We start from the raw sequence: 18,093 nt of genomic DNA on the forward strand, positions 1-18,093 counted from the left end.
ACATGGCGACGATTTTGATTCATAACGAAGAGAACACATTACTTGAGAACGAGCAAGAGGTAGCATCATATTTAGAAAACCAAGGGGTCATTTATGAGCACTGGGATATTGAAAAGCTGCCAAACCGTTTATCAGAAAAGTATGATTTAACCGATGAGGAAAAGGAAGAGATTTTGACTGTTTTCCAAAAGGAAATCCAAAGTATTTCTGAAAAAAGAGGGTACAAAGCGCAGGATGTCATTTCATTGTCTGATGCCACTCCAAATCTTGATGAGCTGCTCCAAAACTTTAAACGTGAGCATCACCATACAGATGATGAAGTACGCTTTATTGTGAGCGGGCACGGAATCTTTGCTATTCAAGGCAAGGATGGCGTCTTTTTTGATGTGAGATTGAATCCAGGTGATTTAATTTCTGTGCCGCCAAACATTCGTCATTACTTTACACTTCAAGAGGATCGCAAAGTGGTCGCAGTTCGCATATTTGTCACAACTGAGGGCTGGGTGCCGATTTACGAGGAAGAAACGGTTTAATGATAGAGCTGATCATTCCGCATGAGGCGGAAGATCAGCTTTTTTTTAGGAAATTAGACATAAAATGAGAAAGAAAATAGTTGATTTTGATCTTCTGCATAGGATAAAATTCTGTTTAATCAATGTGTCAGTCCTGTCCAAATTTGAAGTTTACCCCCAAATTTGATTGGGTAAAAGGTCTTTAGGCTGTAAAAAATTAAATAAAATAAGCATATTTAATTTAATTTACAAATAAAGTATAATTTTGGTGTCGGATCATTTTGAGCATAGACAGTCGAATTCATTGCGGGAGCTGAGATCATGAATATTTATGTAAGGAAAGAACAATTGCTGATGTCCATTGATGAGAAGAGAAAACAAATGGTAGAAGCAGCTCAAGTGGAAGGGTACACTGGTGAGAAGACAATTAAATATAGTCAAGAACTGGACAACCTGATGAATGAGTATCAGCATCTTCTTTTTCATGAGAAACAATCTGCCCCCTCCTTTCATGATCTTGTGTCTCAAATGAGTCTTTTATCTGTGAACCGCCCCTCTTATTGACATGAAAAACCGGTCTTGCATAAGCAAAACCGGCTGACATCTTCAGTTATGCTGAGTGAGCAGAAGGAAGCATGATCATAACAGTCGTTCCTTTATTCACTTCGCTATGAATATCAATTGTTCCGCCATACATCGAAATGATTCGTTTACACACGACAAGCCCAAGACCTGTGCCTTTTTCCTTCGACGTAATAAAGGGGAGGAAGATGTGCTTTAACATCTCTTCTGGTATGCCTTCACCTGTATCCTCTACTTTAATGATGACATGTTCTTTTTCAGCTTCGATCACAATCTTCAAATGACCGCCGTTTGGCATCGCTTCTAAAGAGTTCTTTGCTACATTTAAAACGACTTGTTTAATATGATCCTTTGTGCAATATACGCCCACATCTTGAATCGTATTGATTTGCAAATCCACTTCCACATTATAAAGGTTTGCCTCAGAGAAAACGATCGGCATGATCTCACTTACAATTTCTTTTACAGAGTTATTTTGCCATTTTTCTGCCGTTGGTTTTCCTAATACAAGAAATTCACTGACGATTTGGTTGATCCGTTTAATTTCTTCCTCGATGACAGAAAAATAGAGCTGATCTTCTTCTGAATGATACTTCTTTTGCAATAGCTGGATAAATCCGCTAATCCCTGTTAATGGGTTGCGAATTTCGTGTGCTGTACTTGCTGCGAGTGTTCCGATCAATTCAAGCTTTTGCGCTTCATTTTCATGACGCTCCTGCTGAGTTTGCCGCCTTAACACGATATATTGGACGAGTGTGAATAAAATATTTAATAAAATAAACGCACTGGATAAAGGGATGAGCATCACAGACAGCACTTCACTAGTTGAAGCACGCTGCGGAAAGACCTCCAGCTTCCAGCTGTTTTCATCTAAATATGTAGACACGGTGCTGCCGCCCTCGGGTACTGGCTGTGGACCGCTTGTAAACACAACATGTCCATTTTGATTCAGCATCTTAAAATGAAGATCAGGGTTCAATACATTCATAATATTTTTTAAATAATCAATTTGAATGGCGGCAATCAGTACATTGGTGACCTCTTCGTTTTCATCGAGAACAGGCACACAAATGGAGAGAATCCGCTGTTTTGTAATTCGGCTCACATAGTTGTCTGTGATCACGGTCTGCTTGGTCACTTGAATGCGTTTAAAGTAATCTCTGAATGATAGGTTGATTTTTTCCTTTAACGGGGTGGTGCTTGCTGTTACATTTCCTTTTTTGTCTAGGAGATACAGACCTGAAAAACGAGGTTCTTGTTTATAGATTTTCTCTAGGATGTTTTGTACTTTTTTCGTCTCAAGCGGCTGGTCAAATCCCATGGCAAGGGAAGTTAATCTCGCTTCTGTCTCACTTATTAAATAATTCATTTGGTTTTTGTGAATATTTAACATAAGTGTAGCGGTTTGTTTGTTCTTTAAATCGATTTTTTCAGTTTCTTTTTCGTAGATAAAATAACTAATGATTAGGGTTGGAAGCATGACCAAAATAAGGTAAAGCCTGATCTTCTTCCAAAACCCTTTCAGTATACTCATCATTCATCGCTCCAACGTATTACCTAATAGACTTATTATAGCATTGAACCTATCTTTATTACGATGACTTGTGTGATTTTTAAAAAATTAGGTGATTCGTTCTGGTCTCATTTTCGTGCTAAAGATGGATCAAAATGTTGACATTTTACTTATTGTTTATTAATGTCACATTAGTAGGTTGCATTTCATAAAGGATGATAAAAAATGGAAAATCATAATGTTGAAAAATCATTGAAACTATTTATTGTATTATCACGTGCCTATCGCTCAATTAATCATCACATGAACAAACATATTGTGAAGCACGGGCTGAATCCAACTGAATTTGCTGTGCTAGAATTGCTATATCATAAAGGTGATCAGCCGCTTCAGCAAATCGGTGATAAGATTTTACTTGCAAGCGGCAGCATCACGTATGTGGTCGATAAATTGGAGAAGAAAGAACTTCTCAGTCGCAAGGCTTGTGCAGAAGACCGCAGAGTGACATTTGCGCATATTACCAAGCAGGGACGAGCTTTGCTTGATGACATCTTCCCAGATCATGCGAAAGAAATTCATGAGATGATCAGTGTCCTGAGCGAAGAAGAGAAAGATGTCTGCATTGATATGCTCAAACATGTAGGGCTGCGTGCAAAGCATTTATATGATCATCAAGACTAAATAAAAAGGAAGCCGCTGGCTTCCTTTTCAGCGTGCAGGCAATCCCTCGCATTTGGCGTTAGTCCTGTGTGCCGGTGCTCGTTCCTAGACTGCAAAGGTATTCTATCACGCTGAAAAGAAGACAAAGGGCTAAAATAGAGATCATTTTAGCCCTTTGTCAACAATCTGTAAAGAAGCCGCTGGCTTCTTTTTTTATTTCGCTTTTTTCTCAATCGGTAAAATGAGTACTTCTACACGCCGGTTTTTACTTCTGCCTTCTGCTGTATCGTTTGAGGCAATCGGTTTGAATTCGCCGTATCCTTTTGTACTAAAGTTCTCTTGGTTTAGATTGCTGTTTTCAAGAAGAATATTTAAAAAGTTCACAGCGCGAATGGCGCTTAAATACCAGTTTGATTCAAATTCTGAATTTCTGATCGGTACATTATCTGTATGTCCGCTAATGACAATGTCACGTGCGGGATTAATGACGAGCAGTTTTGAGATTTCTTTTGCTAACGGGACATCTTGAGGGCGAATAACTGCCCGCCCAGAATCAAAGAAGATACTGTCTTCAATCGTAATGAGAAGTCCTTCATCCGTAAGCTTTGTTTCGAGCTTGGCACCAAGTTTTTTATTTGCAATGAATGAATCGACCTGCTTTTTGACCTTTGTGAGAACCGCTTGGTCCCTAGCCTTTGCTTTGGCTTCTTCATCTTTCTCTTCCTCGGCTGCTTTCTTGACCTGGTTGCTGTTTTCAGTTTCTTCCGTGCTTTGCATGCTGGATTGATCCATAACACCGGTACCGCCAGTAAAAACTACATTAAAAGACTTAGCCATCTGTTCATATTTTGCCGCATCAATTGAACTAGATGCAAAAAGCACAATGAAGAGGGCGAGAAGAAGCGTCAGAAGATCGGCATAAGGGATAAGCCAAGATTCATCTACATGGTCTTCATGATCATGGTTTTTACGTTTCCTAGCCATTTTGATTTTCTCCTTCTTCAATGACAAGATTTGCACGCTCTTTTGCTGGTAAGTACATAAGAAGTTTTTGTTCAATGACTTTTGGAGACTGACCTTCAAGAACAGACAGAATACCTTCGATCATAATCAGACGAAGCTTTACTTCTTCCTTTGATTTACGCTTCAGCTTGTTGGCAAATGGATGCCATAATACATACCCAGTAAAAATCCCAAGCAGTGTGGCGACGAAGGCAGCACTGATTGCATGTCCAAGTGCCTCAATATCTCCCATGTTGGCAAGTGCGGCAATAAGTCCGACAACGGCGCCAAGTACCCCTAGCGTCGGAGCGTATGTACCAGCTTGTGTAAAGATTAATGCACCTGACTGATGTCGTTCAGACATGGCGTCAACTTCTTCTGTTAAGACGTCTCGAATAAATTCAGCACTTTGGCCGTCAACTGCCATGCTTAACCCGTTCTTTAGAAAATCATCATCGACTTCCTCAAGACTTGCTTCTAATGCCAAAAGACCTTCACGACGCGCAATTTGTGCCCAGTTTGAAAATAGAGGGATCATTTCTTGAATCGTTGGAAGCTGGCTGTCTTTGAAAATTTTTCCGAACAATTTTGGTGTTTTCTTAATTTCACTAGAAGGGAATGCGATGACAACAGCTGCAACCGTTCCAACAATAATGATTAATATAGCCGCCGGGTTGAGAAGAGCAGTTAGACTCACACCTTTCAAAACCATACCGACACCTAGTGCAATAAATGCTAAAATAATACCAATTAACGATGTTTTGTCCATTATCTCACCAAATCCTTTAACTATCTTTTTCTATAGTTAATATCGGTGTGTTCTAGAATGGTTTTAGTCAGAATATAAAATTAAGACAGTTTCTGTGAAGAATTTTTGACGAAAGCGCTTTCTAAATATGTAAAAGAAGAAACTCCCTCTCATATAAAGGGAGTCTCCATTTAATCGTTTTGAGCTGGTTCATCTAAATGAAGCAGTTCTTTTAATTTTTCTTCATATATGATTTTGACAAGATCGTAGCTCCAATTCATCATGTGATCCACCTCTTTTTCTTTTATCGTAAAGGAAAAGAGGCGGGGGAGCGTCGGCGTTCAGATGGAACTTAGACGCCGCAACATGATGGAGGTGCATATCATCCTGAAGATGTAGTTATCCTTTTTTTACGACGATTTCGTCATGTTCAACATCCACAGTAAATCCAGAAAGCTGCTCCTCTTCAAGCAGGATCTCCGTCATTTGGTCTTCAACGTGCTCTTGGATGGTTCTTCGAAGTGGACGAGCACCAAATGCAGGATGATATCCAAGCTCTGCGATCTTTTCTTTTGCTTCATTTGTGACATGAACTGTTAAATTCTGCTCTTTTAATTGCTCTGACAGCTCATTGAGCAGAAGATCAACAATCTTCACTAAGTCCTCTCTGTCTAGTGAATCAAATTGAATGATGCTGTCAAAACGGTTCAAAAATTCTGGTTTGAAGTAGCTGCTCAGTGAATCAATGAGTGATTGTTCCTCAAACGCTTCTTCCTGATCAGATTGGAAGCCCACTTTGACTGTTTTATCTGCGGTGCCTGCGTTACTTGTCATGATAATGACTGTATCTTTAAAGCTGACCGTTCTGCCTTGGCTGTCTGTTAAGCGGCCGTCTTCCATGATTTGCAGGAACATGTGCTGTACATCTGGGTGTGCTTTTTCGATTTCATCCAGCAAAATGATGCTGTATGGTTTTCTGCGCACTTTTTCAGTCAGCTGGCCAGCTTCATCATGTCCAACATAACCAGGAGGAGAACCGATGAGTTTGGACACAGAGTGTTTTTCCATGTACTCACTCATATCTAAACGAATGATCGCATCTCTTGAACCAAATAATTCTTCAGCCAGCGTTTTAGACAATTCGGTTTTCCCGACACCTGTTGGTCCAACGAAAAGGAAGGAGCCTGTTGGTCTATGTTTCGATTTTAATCCAGCTCTGCTTCTTTTCACGGCTTTGGCCACTTTATCAACCGCATGCTCCTGCCCAATCACTCGTGCTTTTAGACGGACGTCAATTTCTTTCATTTTGGTTTGTTCGTCTGCTTGGAGTTTCCCGACAGGAATGCCTGTTTTTTGTTCCACAATGGCCTGAATGTCCTCTGCTGTAACGATATGCTCTTTTTCAGTTGTTTTGTTTTGAAGTCTTGCTTCAATGGCTTCTTCTTCATCGCGAAGCTTCGCTGCTTTTTCATATTGTTCTTCTTTTAGCGCAGCTTGTTTTTCTGCGGCAATTTCCGCTAATCGATTTGTCAGCTCATCTTCACTTGCTGCATCAATGGAGAGGTTCGCTTTTGAACCAGCTTCATCCATTAAATCAATGGCTTTATCCGGTAAATGGCGGTCTTGAATATACCGCGAAGATAATTGAACACACGCTTTGATTGCTTCATCTGAATAGGTGACACCATGATAGGCCTCGTATTTATCTTGAATACCTTTTAAGATGTCGATCGCTTCATCTTGTGTTGGCTCATCTACGATGACGGGCTGGAAGCGCCGTTCGAGTGCAGCATCTTTTTCAATTTGGCGATATTCTTTTAATGTCGTCGCACCTACTAGCTGCAGTTCACCTCTTGCAAGGGCTGGTTTTAAAATGTTTCCAGCATCCATTGATCCTTCTGCAGATCCTGCGCCCACAAGAAGGTGGATTTCATCTACAAATAAGATGATATTTTTACGGCTTTGCAGTTCTTTGATTAACTGCTTCATTCTTTCCTCAAATTGACCGCGTACACCTGTGTTTGCGACAAGTGAGGAGACATCTAATAAATAGATTTGTTTGTTCTTTAATTTATTTGGCACATCGCCGCTCGCAATTTTGAGCGCGAGTCCTTCTGCGATCGCTGTTTTCCCAACACCTGGTTCACCAATAAGAACAGGGTTATTTTTATTTCTTCTATTTAAAATCTCAATGACTCTTGCGACTTCTTCATCACGGCCAATGACTGGATCAATTAAACCAGCATTTGCTCCATCTGTTAAGTTACGGCCAAGCTCATCGAGTAAGCCTTTTTGCTTTGGCTGCTCCATGTTTGGGGCATGACCTGCTGCCTGAGAGAAGAATGAACTTCCTCCAAAGAGCTGAGGTCCCATTTTCATTTTTGACTGCTCCATCAAAGAGGTATAGCAGTCTTCACATAAAACCATTTGGCTCCGGGACGAATTTACTTGCATATTCAGGCGAATAGTTGCTTCATTTACTTGACAATGTTGACAACGCATTTGCCATGACCTCCTTAAAATAAAGTTTGACTTTATTTGACCAATGAATGTTAAAGAAAATGGTCTATTGTTTGACCATCTTTGACTATAGTATACTCTGACCTATTTTGACTTTCAACTGTTTTGCTCAAAGGGGAATAAAAATCCTTTTTTGCATTTAATCATGGTTTGTCCTTCTTTTCAAGGAACTTGTCTCATAGGATAAAAAAGGAACAATCGAAAGTGATGGGTGCGGAGGGGTCACATGAAACGTTCAAATGAATCCGCTTTTCAGCTTGCCTTTGTATATGTAGGAACAGTGGTTGGAGCTGGGTTTGCGACAGGAAAAGAAATCGTAGAATTTTTTGTTCGTTTTGGCTGGATTGGACTATTAGGAATCCTGATTAGCGGTGTTATTTTTACTGGCCTTGGGGCAAAAATGATGCTGATTTCGAAACGAATCGAAGCAGAATCTTATCAAGATATGAACCGTTTTTTATTTGGCGCAGCTGCGAGTCGATATATTAATATTGTCATGTTTTTTATTTTACTTGGTGTCACCTCAGTGATGATTTCAGGCGCAGGGGCTATTTTTGAAGAACAACTTGGTATATCGAAGGAATATGGGATTTTTTTGACGATCATTCTGAGCGTCATTGTACTCTTTAAAGGATCAAAAGGGTTATTTGGCGTCAACGTGCTTGTCGTTCCAATGCTGATTTTCTTTTCAATGATCGTGTTTCTTGATTCATTTGTGTTTAGCAGCAGTGAAAGTTATGTTCTTGCGCTGCAAATGGGTGAGGGCGAGTGGATATTATCAGCAGTGTCATATGGTGCCTTTAATTTAGCACTGTCACAGGCAGTGTTAGTACCCGTCGCAAATGAAATGACCTCTGAAGCAGTCATTAAAAAGGGAGCGGTGCTTGGGGGTGTCATGCTGACACTCATTTTGCTTGCTTGCTTCTTATCTCTTTCTTCATTAGATATGCTGGAGGCGTTTGATATTCCAATGGCCCAGGTGGTGTATCAAGTTGCAAACTCGATTCATCTCATTTATTTATTTGTCATCTTCGGTGAAGTTTTTACATCCGTCATAGGTAATTTATACGGGCTGGAGAGACAAGTGAGGGCATATATCCGAATGAACAGCATCTTTACGATATCCCTTATTCTCATATGCTGCTATGTGATTAGTAAAATTGGTTACGGTACACTGATTTCAACGGTTTATCCGGTTTTTGGCTATGTCAGCATCTTTTTTATCCTCTTTCTTTGTCTAAAAAAAGTGCCTGCACCGCTAGATAAGTAAAGAAAGGATAGCCTGTATGAAAAATATGTGGTACACTATCCTCTGTGAAAATTGAACAAAAATCCGTGAAGACGGGAGAGGTTCTAGCAAAACCCTCTATAAAAAACTAAGGACTTGCCGTATCCTTGGATGTGGCATTTTTTATTTTTTATGGCTGGGACACCTCATACACATGTAAAGGTGTCTTTTCTTTTGAGAAAAATAGGGGTTTTCAGGAGCCTTTCAGATGCAGTGTTGTACGGTTGTACTCATCTGCAAAAGGAGGAGAACAGAAAATGAAAAATGAAAAAGCAGTCGTTGTCTTTAGCGGGGGACAGGACAGTACGACCTGTTTATTATGGGCACTTCAACAATTTGAAGAGGTAGAAACAGTGACCTTTCATTATAATCAGCGTCATCAAGAAGAAATTGATGTCGCCAAAAGAATCGCTGACAAATTAGGTGTGAAGAATCATCTATTAGATATGTCACTTTTAAATCAACTGGCACCTAATGCTTTAACAAGAGATGACATTGACATTGAGGAAAAAGAAGGAGAGCTTCCTTCCACATTTGTACCAGGAAGAAACTTAGTGTTCTTATCCTTCGCCTCTATATTAGCGTATCAAATTGGAGCAAGACATATTATCACAGGTGTTTGTGAGACAGACTTTAGCGGCTATCCAGATTGCCGTGACGAGTTTGTGAAATCTTGCAACGTCACAGTGAATTTAGCAATGGAAAAACCATTTGTGATTCATACACCACTGATGTGGCTGAATAAAGCAGAAACATGGAAACTGGCAGACGAGCTTAATGCGCTGGATTTTGTGAAAAATGAAACGCTCACTTGCTATAACGGCATCATCTCTGATGGCTGCGGGGAATGTCCTGCGTGTAAGCTGCGGAAAAATGGCTATGACACTTATATGGAAATGAAGGAGGCAAAATAAATGCTTTCTCAAATCTATCCACAAACCGATCATCCATTTTCATTTGAATTAAATAAAGACATGCATGTATCTGCTGCCCATTTCATCCCGCGGGAAGATGCGGGCGCATGCAGCCGTGTTCATGGTCATACGTACACCATCAATATCACGATTGCGGGAGACGAGCTAGATGAATCGGGTTTCCTTGTCAATTTCAGTACATTGAAGAAGCTCATTCATGGGCAGTACGATCACACGCTGCTCAATGATCATGAGGAATTCTCATCAAACGATCGATACGCGATGCCAACCACTGAGGTGGTGGCAAAGACCGTACATGACAAAGTCGCAGCGTATTTATCGACTTTAGCGAACAAGCCGACATGTGTTCAGGTCTTTGTCAGAGAGACACCAACAAGCTATTGCATTTACCGTCCGAAACGAGTTGAGATCAATGGCTAAAGCGATTCCCGTATTAGAAATCTTTGGTCCAACCATTCAAGGAGAGGGAATGGTCATTGGACAAAAAACCATGTTTGTCAGAACGGCTGGCTGTGACTACTCGTGCAGCTGGTGTGATTCCTCTTTTACATGGGATGGCTCAGCGAAGCATGACATTCAGTGGCTTGAGGCAGAAGACATTGTCAAAGAATTAAAAAGAATAGGCGGACAGGCTTTTTCTCATGTCACCATTTCAGGGGGAAACCCGGCGCTTTTAAAACAAATGGAATCCCTCATTGATTTGCTGCATGAAGAAGGAATTGATACAGCGCTTGAAACACAAGGAACGATGTATCAGGAATGGTTTTTGAAAATTGATGATTTAACCATTTCTCCTAAGCCGCCAAGCTCGAATATGAAAACAGATTTTACGAAACTAACACGTATTATAGATGAGCTGAAAAGCGGGAATAGATTGCAGCATGCTAGCCTGAAAGTCGTGATTTTTGACGATCGTGATCTTGCGTATGCGAAGGATGTTCATGCGAAATATCCTGAGCTTCCTTTTTATTTGCAGGTAGGAAATGATGACACAACGACAGGTGATGATGCGTACTTATTAACGCATTTATTAAAGAAATATGAAGCGCTTGTGAATCAAGTCGCGCAAGATCCAGACTTAAACCGCGTAAGAGTGCTGCCGCAGCTGCACACGTTATTGTGGGGAAATAAACGAGGCGTATAGAAAGGAAGAGATGATATGACGACAAGAAAACCAGAAGAATTAGAAGGTGTCACGCTACTAGGAAACCAGGGAACCAATTATTTGTTTGATTATGCACCACAAGTGCTTGAAACGTTTCCGAATAAACATACAAATAGAGATTACTTTGTGAAATTCAACTGCCCAGAATTTACATCACTATGTCCGCAAACAGGTCAGCCAGATTTTGCGACAGTTTATATCAGCTATATCCCAAATGAAATCATGGTCGAAAGTAAATCGTTAAAATTATATTTGTTCAGCTTCCGTAACCATGGTGACTTCCATGAGGACTGTATGAACATTATTATGAACGACCTGATTGAATTGATGGACCCAAGGTATATTGAAGTTTGGGGCAAATTTACGCCAAGAGGCGGTATTTCCATTGACCCATATACGAACTACGGGAAACCTGGCACGAAATATGAGGAAATGGCAGAATACCGTATGATGAACCATGATATGTATCCGGAGACGATTGATAATCGGTAATTATTCCGCTGTGTGAGACGGAGTATGAAACGAAATGGTGTCACATTAAAGTGGAAAAAGTCACACCTGAAAATACTCATGAGAATTGTATGAAAAAGTGTGACCTAAGGTGCAACCTAACTGTGACTTTTATGCAGTGAAAAATTGATAGTACAGAAGCAGATGAAGGCGTACAATTTGTACGTCTTTTCTTTTTTATCCGAAAGAAAAAATGCCTATTATGAGATCATAGGCATTATTGTTTGGTTAAGTTACTGAACCTTCTCTTTAACATTTGAAACAGCTCATTTTTGAATTTCATCAAAGCTCTCCTGAATATAGTCCATGACACTTCTGATTAGAACTTCACTTTCAAAATTGACTATCTCATTTATTTCTGACAGTTCTTCATCTGTTAGGTGAGGGTATTGAAGTTGTTTAGCATTTACTTCAGCAGCTACATCTATCCTAACTTTAGTTGTTCTGGTTGTACAATTTCATATTCACCTTCTGCATACTCTTGCTCCGCATATTGGCTCCCCCATTGACAGAGCTCCTGCAAGATAGGTTTAAGAGATTTTCCAAGTTCAGTGGATGAATATTCAACCTTCGGCGGTACTTGATTATACATCTTTCTGGTCACAAGTCCACTGGCTTCAAGCTCTCTAAGAGTTTGAATCAGCATTTTCTGAGTTATATTTGGGATAATGCGCTTTAATTCACTCGTTCTCTTTGGTCCATTCATTAAAAAGTATAATACAAGTCCTTTCCATTTTCCGCCAATCACTTCCTTTGTCACTTCAAACCCACAGCTAAATTTTTTCATGTCTAAAGCTCTCCATTTCACATTTATTACTTTTTAGTTACTATATCACAAAAAAGTGGGTACTTCCGATAATGTGCTTACTGAAGGATACTATTACTTGTAAGTTGTTCTTCAAGTACTTAAAGGTACTAGACATAAAATAATATGAATTCTAAAGGAGTGTTTAAGTATGGGGAAATTTGAAGGTAAAATAGCGCTTGTAACGGGTGGAACAAGTGGGATTGGTCTTGCTGCAGCACAAAAATTGGTAAACGAAGGTGCATATGTTTATATCACGGGACGTAGACAAAACGAACTTGATAAAGCTGTTAACCAAATTGGCAAGAACGTAACCGGTGTTCAAGGTGATATTTCTAAGCTTGAAGACTTAGACAAACTATATGACATGATAAAGCAGGAAAAAGGTAAGTTGGACATCCTTTTTGCTAATGCAGGCATTGGCAACTTCCTTCCATTAGGTGAAATTACTGAAGAGCAGGTTGATAGAACGTTCGACATTAACGTGAAAGGAACCATTTTTACTGTTCAAAAAGCGCTATCACTATTCCCGGACAAAGTAGGTTCTATTATTGTAACGGGCTCTACTGCTGGATCAATTGGCAACCCAGCATTTAGTGTATATGGAGCATCTAAAGCAGCATTAAGAGCACTAGTTCGCAACTGGATTCTTGACCTAAAAGGTACTGAAATTCGTGTAAATGTGGTAAGTCCAGGAGTGATTCTTACACCTGCATACGATGAGCTTTTTGGTGATGCACTTGAAGGAGCGATGGAAAATGCCAGAAATACTGTTCCAGTTGGAAAAGTTGGGACACCTGAAGAAGTAGCAAACGCTGTATCTTTCCTTGCATCAGACGAAAGCAGTTACTTGACGGGTGTTGAATTGTTCGTAGATGGCGGGCTAGCACAGGTATAATTCACTGCGAAGGGATTACAAATCGTCCTTAATGGATTTTCCTTGAGTCGTATAAAAAAGTCGTTTTCCTTATGTCCTGGGTAACCATAAATGCTGCAAACTAAGTTTGATGATGGATATGTAAAATGAGAAAAAAGGAAAAGACATGCCGGATGCATGTCTTTTTTTGCGAATCAACCATAAAAAAAAGAGAAGAGTCATGTCACTCTTCTCATACGAATGGGAATAGAACTTGCTAGGACGGCTGGGGGCTACCAGCTCGTAAACATATTATACATGACAGAACGTATGTTTGTAAATAGGGATCATGCTTTTTTTGCTTATCTCATTTGATGTAAGATAAAATAGAGGCAATGAATGATAAACGGAGGCGTTTGAGTTGGCAAACAAAGAAGAGCGGGCAGAGCAGCTGCTAATGGAACTAAAGGAAGAGCTTCAAATGCTTGAACATCAAAACAAAGAACGGTATAAATGGAGTGCCTCCACATTGCTTGGAGTGATTGCCCTCTTGATTGATAAAGGAGTGATCACACCCGAGGAAGTCGAGATGTACAAGACGAAGGCGGAAATGCAAACCTTTCATATGAAAAGAGATTGATGCTTTCTTCATATGGAGTAAGGTAAAAATAAGAAAAGGACATAACAAATTGATGACTCAATTGATATTATGTCCTTACTTCTGCAATTCGTTTTCACAGCTTTAAACAAGCTTATACATTAAAACATCATCCCAGTATTCATGATCATTTATTTTAAATTCTTTTATTTTACGTCCTTCTTCTATAAACCCCATCTTTTTGTACAAAGAAATGGCCTTTTGATTTGTTGAGAAAACGGCTAAACTAACCTTTTCAATTGAAGGGTTCTTTTCTGCCCAATGTAATAATGCTGTTAGCAGCATTTCCCCTACGCCTAAACCTCTATAGCTCTTATGCACCATCAGCCCGAAAGAACCCGTATGGGAAGTTCTTTTTCTATTTGATGAATGTTCAAAGGCTATCCATCCAATGACTTTTTCATCAGTTTGAGCAACTATGTACGTCTCATTTTCATTTTCTATTCTTTTCTGTATCCATTCCCTGTGTTCTAAGAGGGTTTTTTTATTTTCTTCAGGCGATGTAAGTAGATAATCTGATTCAGCAATAACAGATTTCTGTATTTCTAAAGTCATTTCAGCATCTTCCATTTTTCCAAAACGTACAATGATATCATTGGAATTTTGCATATTAGTTTTCTCCTGTCTAGAGCTAATACTGCATCTCATCATTTTTTAAAATGAAAAAGAAGGGTATTGAAATAGCTTTCACCATTTGGCCAAATCGTGATTAGCTTTGCTTCGTATGTACCGATCGTCTGAATTGAGGATTGCAAATTAATGTACGGAGTCTTTGATGATTTTATAGTTTTTATGATTAACGACTGTTAGTGAATCCAGTTCTAAATCTCTATAGTTGTCCATAATGGTGACATCCACAATGACAGAGTTTTCATTCACTTTTTCAACTACACCTGTTAAACCATTTCTAAATTCGATCACATTTCCAATTTTTGCAATCTTCAACCGATCCCTCTCCTTTAAAAACAGATTTCATTCCCTATTAAAAAGTATTTTGCAATATTTTCATACCAATGTAAAGGATAAAGACGTTTTTGTTTTGTTTTCGTTGTATGCTCTTCTAACGAATGGTATATTTAATAATTGATCATGGCTGAAAAGGAGCGGTTTTTTTGACTGAAGAACAAATCCTCACCATCCTCGAATCTTTACGGAATGGGACGGAAAAACAGGTGACCATCCAAAAAGATGACTTTTTAACGTTTCGTTCTGTTTTGGTGAATCAAGATGATTTTAAACATTTTCGCGGGATCGCCAAACATGGTGGAGATGTTATTTTTGAATATCTTACAGAAGCAAGAAGCTAAAGCTTTTTCTCATTGATGAGAGAAAGCTTTTTTATTTTCGTTCTTTTGTCACACTTCAAACCACTCTGATACATATGAAAAGAAAATGTAATAACCCATAATCAGGAGCATAAGGATGATGATAGGTGAAAAAGGGATCTTTTTAAGCGCTAACAATTCCATTTTATGTGCGCTCAACTAGGACATGCCATTTAATGACGGAATTTGGACAGGCATGTAAATCTTTGTGCGTGAAAATAGAATGAGCTCTTGTTAGAGTGGACAAGTATCTTACAGCCTACTTTTGATTAAAGGAGGAAAAAGGCGAATGATTAAAATTCATACAGCTCTTTTTGTCATCCTTATGCTCGTTGCAGCAATGAAGATGGACAATATACAAGAGCAGCATGGCACATTAAGTCACGAACTTTCACAAGCACCTGTTAAACATCAGCTTTCATATATAGATCAAGACCACGATCAAGTCATCCCGGCATTTTCTGAAGAAAAGCGTCAGCCAAAAGTGAAATTGCTAAGTACGTCAACAGAAGAAAAGTCTTCAAAACCGAAGCAAAAGAAAAAAGTAAAATCTGAAACGACGAATAAGGCAAGCGGCAAACAGTATTCTAATGAAGAAATGGATTTGCTTTCTCGATTGGTACATGCTGAAGCGAAAGGTGAATCTTACGAAGGGAAAAAAGCGGTGGCAAGCGTTGTTTTAAACAGGGTGGAGCATCGTTCTTTTCCTGACAGCGTTAAAGGTGTGATTTATCAGCGAAATGCCTTCCAGCCAGTATCAAATGGAAGCATTCATGATAAGGCAGATCAAGATTCCATTAAAGCGGTGAAGCAGGTAGTAAAAGAGCATGACAGAACAACAAAGGCTATCTATTTTTATAATCCAAAAACGGCAACAGATCATTGGATTCGTTCCCGCAAAATTGTAGAACGCATCGGACGTCACGTGTTTGCCGTATAAAGAAAAAGAGCGATCAATGAGATTGCTCTTTTTTTTGTCTTCAATTATTAAAATATTTTTTGGACTTGTCTCATAGAATGTGAAAAGAATTTGCTTTAGACAAGGGGAGGCTACATGAATCGATTTGTAAAAGGGGTCATTCTGCTATCTGTCGCAGCTTTTATTGCGGAGTGTATAGAGTTTTTAGTCAATATGATTTTAGCGAGAGAGCTTGGAGAACATGGAATGGGTTTATATATGAGTATCCTTCCAATCATCATGCTTGTCCTTGTGATCGCCAGTTTAGAGCTGCCAGTCTCCATTTCTAAATTCATTGCAGAATCACATGAACGTCTCCACAAAAGCATGCTCCGTCATGCCTTTAAAATGACACTTGTGGTGACAAGTACAACAACAGCTATAGCAGCCATTGTACTGCCTTTCATTCCAGTGTTTCAGTCGTATCATCCGCTGATGAAGGGCCTAGTGCTGTCACTTATCCCGATTATTGCGTTTACCTCCATTGCCCGCGGCTATTTTATGGGAAAGCAGCAAATGGGCAGAATTGCTTTAGCCAATATGCTGAAGAAAACGATCCAGCTTATCTGCTTGTTTTTGTTTTTTCATTGGTATTCGTTTGATATTGAAACAGCAGTACTCATCGCCATTGGTGTCATTGTTGCGAGTGATCTTGTTGTCTTTATTTATTTATACTCCCAATACGTCATGGCAAAAAATGCTGTGAATGTCAGGTCTGTTGAATTAAGAGGAAGTGATGTGCGAAAGCGCCTATTAGCCGTTTCCATTCCGACAACGGGCATGCGCATCTTTCATGCGATTGCCAATGCGGTTGAACCATTTTTAATCAAAGGAGCGCTCGTGGCAGCAGGCATTTCTGGAACACTTGCTGTTGATCATTACGGCATGCTGGCTGGTGTCGCAATGTCGATCGGTTTTTTCCCGGCGTTTATCGCTCATTCCATCATGATTGTGATGATTCCGAGTGTCTCTGAAGCCTATGCTTTAGGCCAGTATGATCTTGTGAAAAAACGTGTTAGACAGGCGATTCTCATAACGTTTGGATATGGGGTGCCGGCAGTGATGGTGATGTATTATTTTGCTTACCCGCTCACACAGCTTTTTTTTGATTCACCGCAAGCTGCTGTCTATTTACAGCTGCTTTGGCCATACTTTTTATGCCATCTGTTTGTGATGCCGTTTCAAGCATGTTTAATCGGAATGGGGCTCATCAAAGATGTGTTCCTACATAATATATGGGTGCATGTCGTCTCTTTTTCTATGGTGTATTTCCTTGGTTCAATTGAAAGCTTGAATATGATGGGGGTCATTTTAGGGATGAACACAGGCATGCTACTTTTGACTGCGCTGCATTATGCGACGATTTGTAAGGAGCTCGGCGTTTCAATGTTTCTTACATTGAAAAAAGCTTGAATGTCATCGTCATCGAGAGGGCAAGCTATAAGAAAACTGGGAAGGAAGATCCTGATGAATCGTAAACATCTACCCGCCAGTCTTCTGATGATGAGCGTGCTTCTATTTCTCATGAGCGCAGTAGCAGAAGCAAAAGAGCCTGTGATGGCGCCAAGGATAGAGGCGCCGACATTAAATGGTGACATGCAGATGGTTCCCGAAAAAGGGAAAAAGACCATTTTGCATTTTTGGACAACATGGTGCCCGTCCTGCAAAATGGAGCTGCCCGAATTTGAACAGATTGTGAAAGAAAATCAGAGTGATGTTGACATATTGACCGTGAATTTACTAGGTGCTGAACAAAGTAAACATGCTGTTGCCCAATTTGTGAAAGACAGAAGGTTTACATTCCCGATCATCCTAGATGAACACGGAGAAATGATGAAGAAATATCAAATCATCACCATCCCAACGACCTTTTTGATTAACGAAAAAGGAGAAGTGGTGAAAAATCATGTAGGTCCACTGACGAAAAAACAAATCAAAGAGTGGACAAATCCGTAGAACAAATCCTTTATGTGAAAGAACCAATTCTGTTGGTTCTTTTTTGTGTTCCTTTGCTTTTCATCTGAATACAATGTGCTCAGAAGAAGACGGAACGATC

Annotated in this window: 21 protein-coding genes and 1 riboswitch; of the genes, 14 read left to right on the top strand and 7 right to left on the bottom strand. The window is 39.7% G+C overall.

Translation table 11 applies throughout. The features are described 5' to 3' along the window. The first annotated feature begins 2 nt into the window (after positions 1–2). Positions 3–533, top strand: a complete 531-nt coding sequence (locus NSQ76_RS07090) for a 1,2-dihydroxy-3-keto-5-methylthiopentene dioxygenase (protein WP_024426834.1) — start codon at positions 3–5, stop codon at positions 531–533. Positions 534–833: 300 nt separating this feature from the next. Further along, complete coding sequence (locus NSQ76_RS07095; protein WP_024424676.1) at positions 834–1,076, top strand: aspartyl-phosphate phosphatase Spo0E family protein; 243 nt, start codon at positions 834–836, stop codon at positions 1,074–1,076. A 46-nt stretch (positions 1,077–1,122) separates the two neighbouring features. Here NSQ76_RS07095 and NSQ76_RS07100 read toward each other — a convergent pair whose 3' ends face one another. Next, a complete protein-coding gene (locus NSQ76_RS07100) occupies positions 1,123–2,628 on the bottom strand; it encodes an ATP-binding protein (protein ID WP_341053188.1) in 1,506 nt (501 codons plus the stop codon). 204 nt (positions 2,629–2,832) lie between these two features. Here NSQ76_RS07100 and NSQ76_RS07105 point away from each other — a divergent pair, with 204 nt between their 5' ends. Continuing rightward, a complete protein-coding gene (locus tag NSQ76_RS07105; RefSeq protein WP_024424678.1) occupies positions 2,833–3,288 on the top strand; it encodes a MarR family winged helix-turn-helix transcriptional regulator in 456 nt (151 codons plus the stop codon). Between the two features lie 192 nt (positions 3,289–3,480). Here NSQ76_RS07105 and motB read toward each other — a convergent pair whose 3' ends face one another. The 3 genes from motB to NSQ76_RS07120 form a co-directional block, all read right to left on the bottom strand. Next, on the bottom strand, positions 3,481–4,251 hold the full coding sequence (gene motB, locus NSQ76_RS07110) for a flagellar motor protein MotB (RefSeq protein WP_024424679.1): 771 nt from the start codon (positions 4,249–4,251) through the stop codon (positions 3,481–3,483). Further along, positions 4,244–5,038, bottom strand: a complete 795-nt coding sequence (gene motA, locus NSQ76_RS07115) for a flagellar motor stator protein MotA (RefSeq protein ID WP_024424680.1) — start codon at positions 5,036–5,038, stop codon at positions 4,244–4,246. Before motA ends, motB begins: the two co-directional genes overlap by 8 nt. 378 nt (positions 5,039–5,416) lie before the next feature. Then, positions 5,417–7,519 (bottom strand): ATP-dependent Clp protease ATP-binding subunit, encoded by a 2,103-nt coding sequence (locus NSQ76_RS07120; RefSeq protein ID WP_024426836.1) that lies wholly within the window; start codon positions 7,517–7,519, stop codon positions 5,417–5,419. 244 nt (positions 7,520–7,763) lie between these two features. On the opposite strand from NSQ76_RS07120, the gene NSQ76_RS07125 reads away from it, so the two are divergent. The 5 genes from NSQ76_RS07125 (at position 7,764) to queF (ending at position 11,417) form a co-directional block, all read left to right on the top strand. Beyond that, the gene (locus tag NSQ76_RS07125; RefSeq protein ID WP_034623360.1) at positions 7,764–8,807 is read left to right on the top strand and encodes a YkvI family membrane protein; all 1,044 of its coding nucleotides are present in this window, start codon (positions 7,764–7,766) and stop codon (positions 8,805–8,807) included. A gap of 71 nt (positions 8,808–8,878) precedes the next feature. Beyond that, positions 8,879–8,923: riboswitch (PreQ1 riboswitch) on the top strand. Positions 8,924–9,082: 159 nt separating this feature from the next. Further along, positions 9,083–9,739, top strand: coding sequence for a 7-cyano-7-deazaguanine synthase QueC (gene queC, locus NSQ76_RS07130; RefSeq protein ID WP_024424683.1), 657 nt, complete (start codon positions 9,083–9,085; stop codon positions 9,737–9,739). After that, positions 9,740–10,180 (top strand): 6-carboxytetrahydropterin synthase QueD, encoded by a 441-nt coding sequence (queD, locus tag NSQ76_RS07135; protein ID WP_024424684.1) that lies wholly within the window; start codon positions 9,740–9,742, stop codon positions 10,178–10,180. It abuts the gene before it with no gap. Next, positions 10,173–10,904, top strand: a complete 732-nt coding sequence (gene queE, locus NSQ76_RS07140; RefSeq protein ID WP_034623358.1) for a 7-carboxy-7-deazaguanine synthase QueE — start codon at positions 10,173–10,175, stop codon at positions 10,902–10,904. Before queD ends, queE begins: the two co-directional genes overlap by 8 nt. A 15-nt stretch (positions 10,905–10,919) precedes the next feature. Next, a complete protein-coding gene (gene queF / locus NSQ76_RS07145) occupies positions 10,920–11,417 on the top strand; it encodes a preQ(1) synthase (RefSeq protein ID WP_024426839.1) in 498 nt (165 codons plus the stop codon). A 442-nt stretch (positions 11,418–11,859) separates the two neighbouring features. Here the strand turns inward: queF and NSQ76_RS07150 are convergent, their stop codons facing one another. Further along, a complete protein-coding gene (locus tag NSQ76_RS07150; protein WP_034623357.1) occupies positions 11,860–12,222 on the bottom strand; it encodes a winged helix-turn-helix transcriptional regulator in 363 nt (120 codons plus the stop codon). A gap of 169 nt (positions 12,223–12,391) precedes the next feature. Between NSQ76_RS07150 and NSQ76_RS07155 the strand changes: the two genes are divergently transcribed. Beyond that, positions 12,392–13,138 (top strand): SDR family NAD(P)-dependent oxidoreductase, encoded by a 747-nt coding sequence (locus NSQ76_RS07155; protein ID WP_341053192.1) that lies wholly within the window; start codon positions 12,392–12,394, stop codon positions 13,136–13,138. Between the two features lie 379 nt (positions 13,139–13,517). Beyond that, complete coding sequence (locus NSQ76_RS07160) at positions 13,518–13,736, top strand: hypothetical protein (protein ID WP_024426840.1); 219 nt, start codon at positions 13,518–13,520, stop codon at positions 13,734–13,736. Positions 13,737–13,838: 102 nt separating this feature from the next. On the opposite strand, the gene NSQ76_RS07165 is transcribed toward NSQ76_RS07160, so the two are convergent. Then, positions 13,839–14,363, bottom strand: a complete 525-nt coding sequence (locus NSQ76_RS07165) for a GNAT family N-acetyltransferase (RefSeq protein ID WP_034623353.1) — start codon at positions 14,361–14,363, stop codon at positions 13,839–13,841. A 147-nt stretch (positions 14,364–14,510) separates the two neighbouring features. Next, positions 14,511–14,699: a YkvS family protein gene (locus NSQ76_RS07170; protein WP_003211747.1), complete on the bottom strand. Its 189-nt coding sequence runs from the start codon at positions 14,697–14,699 to the stop codon at positions 14,511–14,513. A gap of 167 nt (positions 14,700–14,866) precedes the next feature. Here NSQ76_RS07170 and NSQ76_RS07175 point away from each other — a divergent pair, with 167 nt between their 5' ends. The 4 genes from NSQ76_RS07175 (at position 14,867) to stoA (ending at position 17,993) form a co-directional block, all read left to right on the top strand. Continuing rightward, positions 14,867–15,061, top strand: a complete 195-nt coding sequence (locus NSQ76_RS07175) for a hypothetical protein (protein WP_024424688.1) — start codon at positions 14,867–14,869, stop codon at positions 15,059–15,061. A 307-nt stretch (positions 15,062–15,368) separates the two neighbouring features. Further along, positions 15,369–16,019 carry a cell wall hydrolase gene (locus tag NSQ76_RS07180; RefSeq protein ID WP_025092333.1) on the top strand — a complete coding sequence of 217 codons (651 nt, stop codon included), beginning with the start codon at positions 15,369–15,371 and terminating at the stop codon, positions 16,017–16,019. 114 nt (positions 16,020–16,133) lie between these two features. Then, a complete protein-coding gene (locus NSQ76_RS07185; RefSeq protein WP_024424690.1) occupies positions 16,134–17,450 on the top strand; it encodes a polysaccharide biosynthesis protein in 1,317 nt (438 codons plus the stop codon). 54 nt (positions 17,451–17,504) lie between these two features. Further along, positions 17,505–17,993, top strand: coding sequence for an endospore biogenesis thiol-disulfide oxidoreductase StoA (gene stoA, locus NSQ76_RS07190; protein ID WP_034623351.1), 489 nt, complete (start codon positions 17,505–17,507; stop codon positions 17,991–17,993). The last annotated feature ends 100 nt before the right edge of the window (positions 17,994–18,093 follow it).

Origin of the sequence: Bacillus sp. FSL M8-0256 (genome assembly GCF_038005765.1) — a bacterium.
GTDB lineage: Bacteria > Bacillota > Bacilli > Bacillales > Bacillaceae > Bacillus > Bacillus safensis.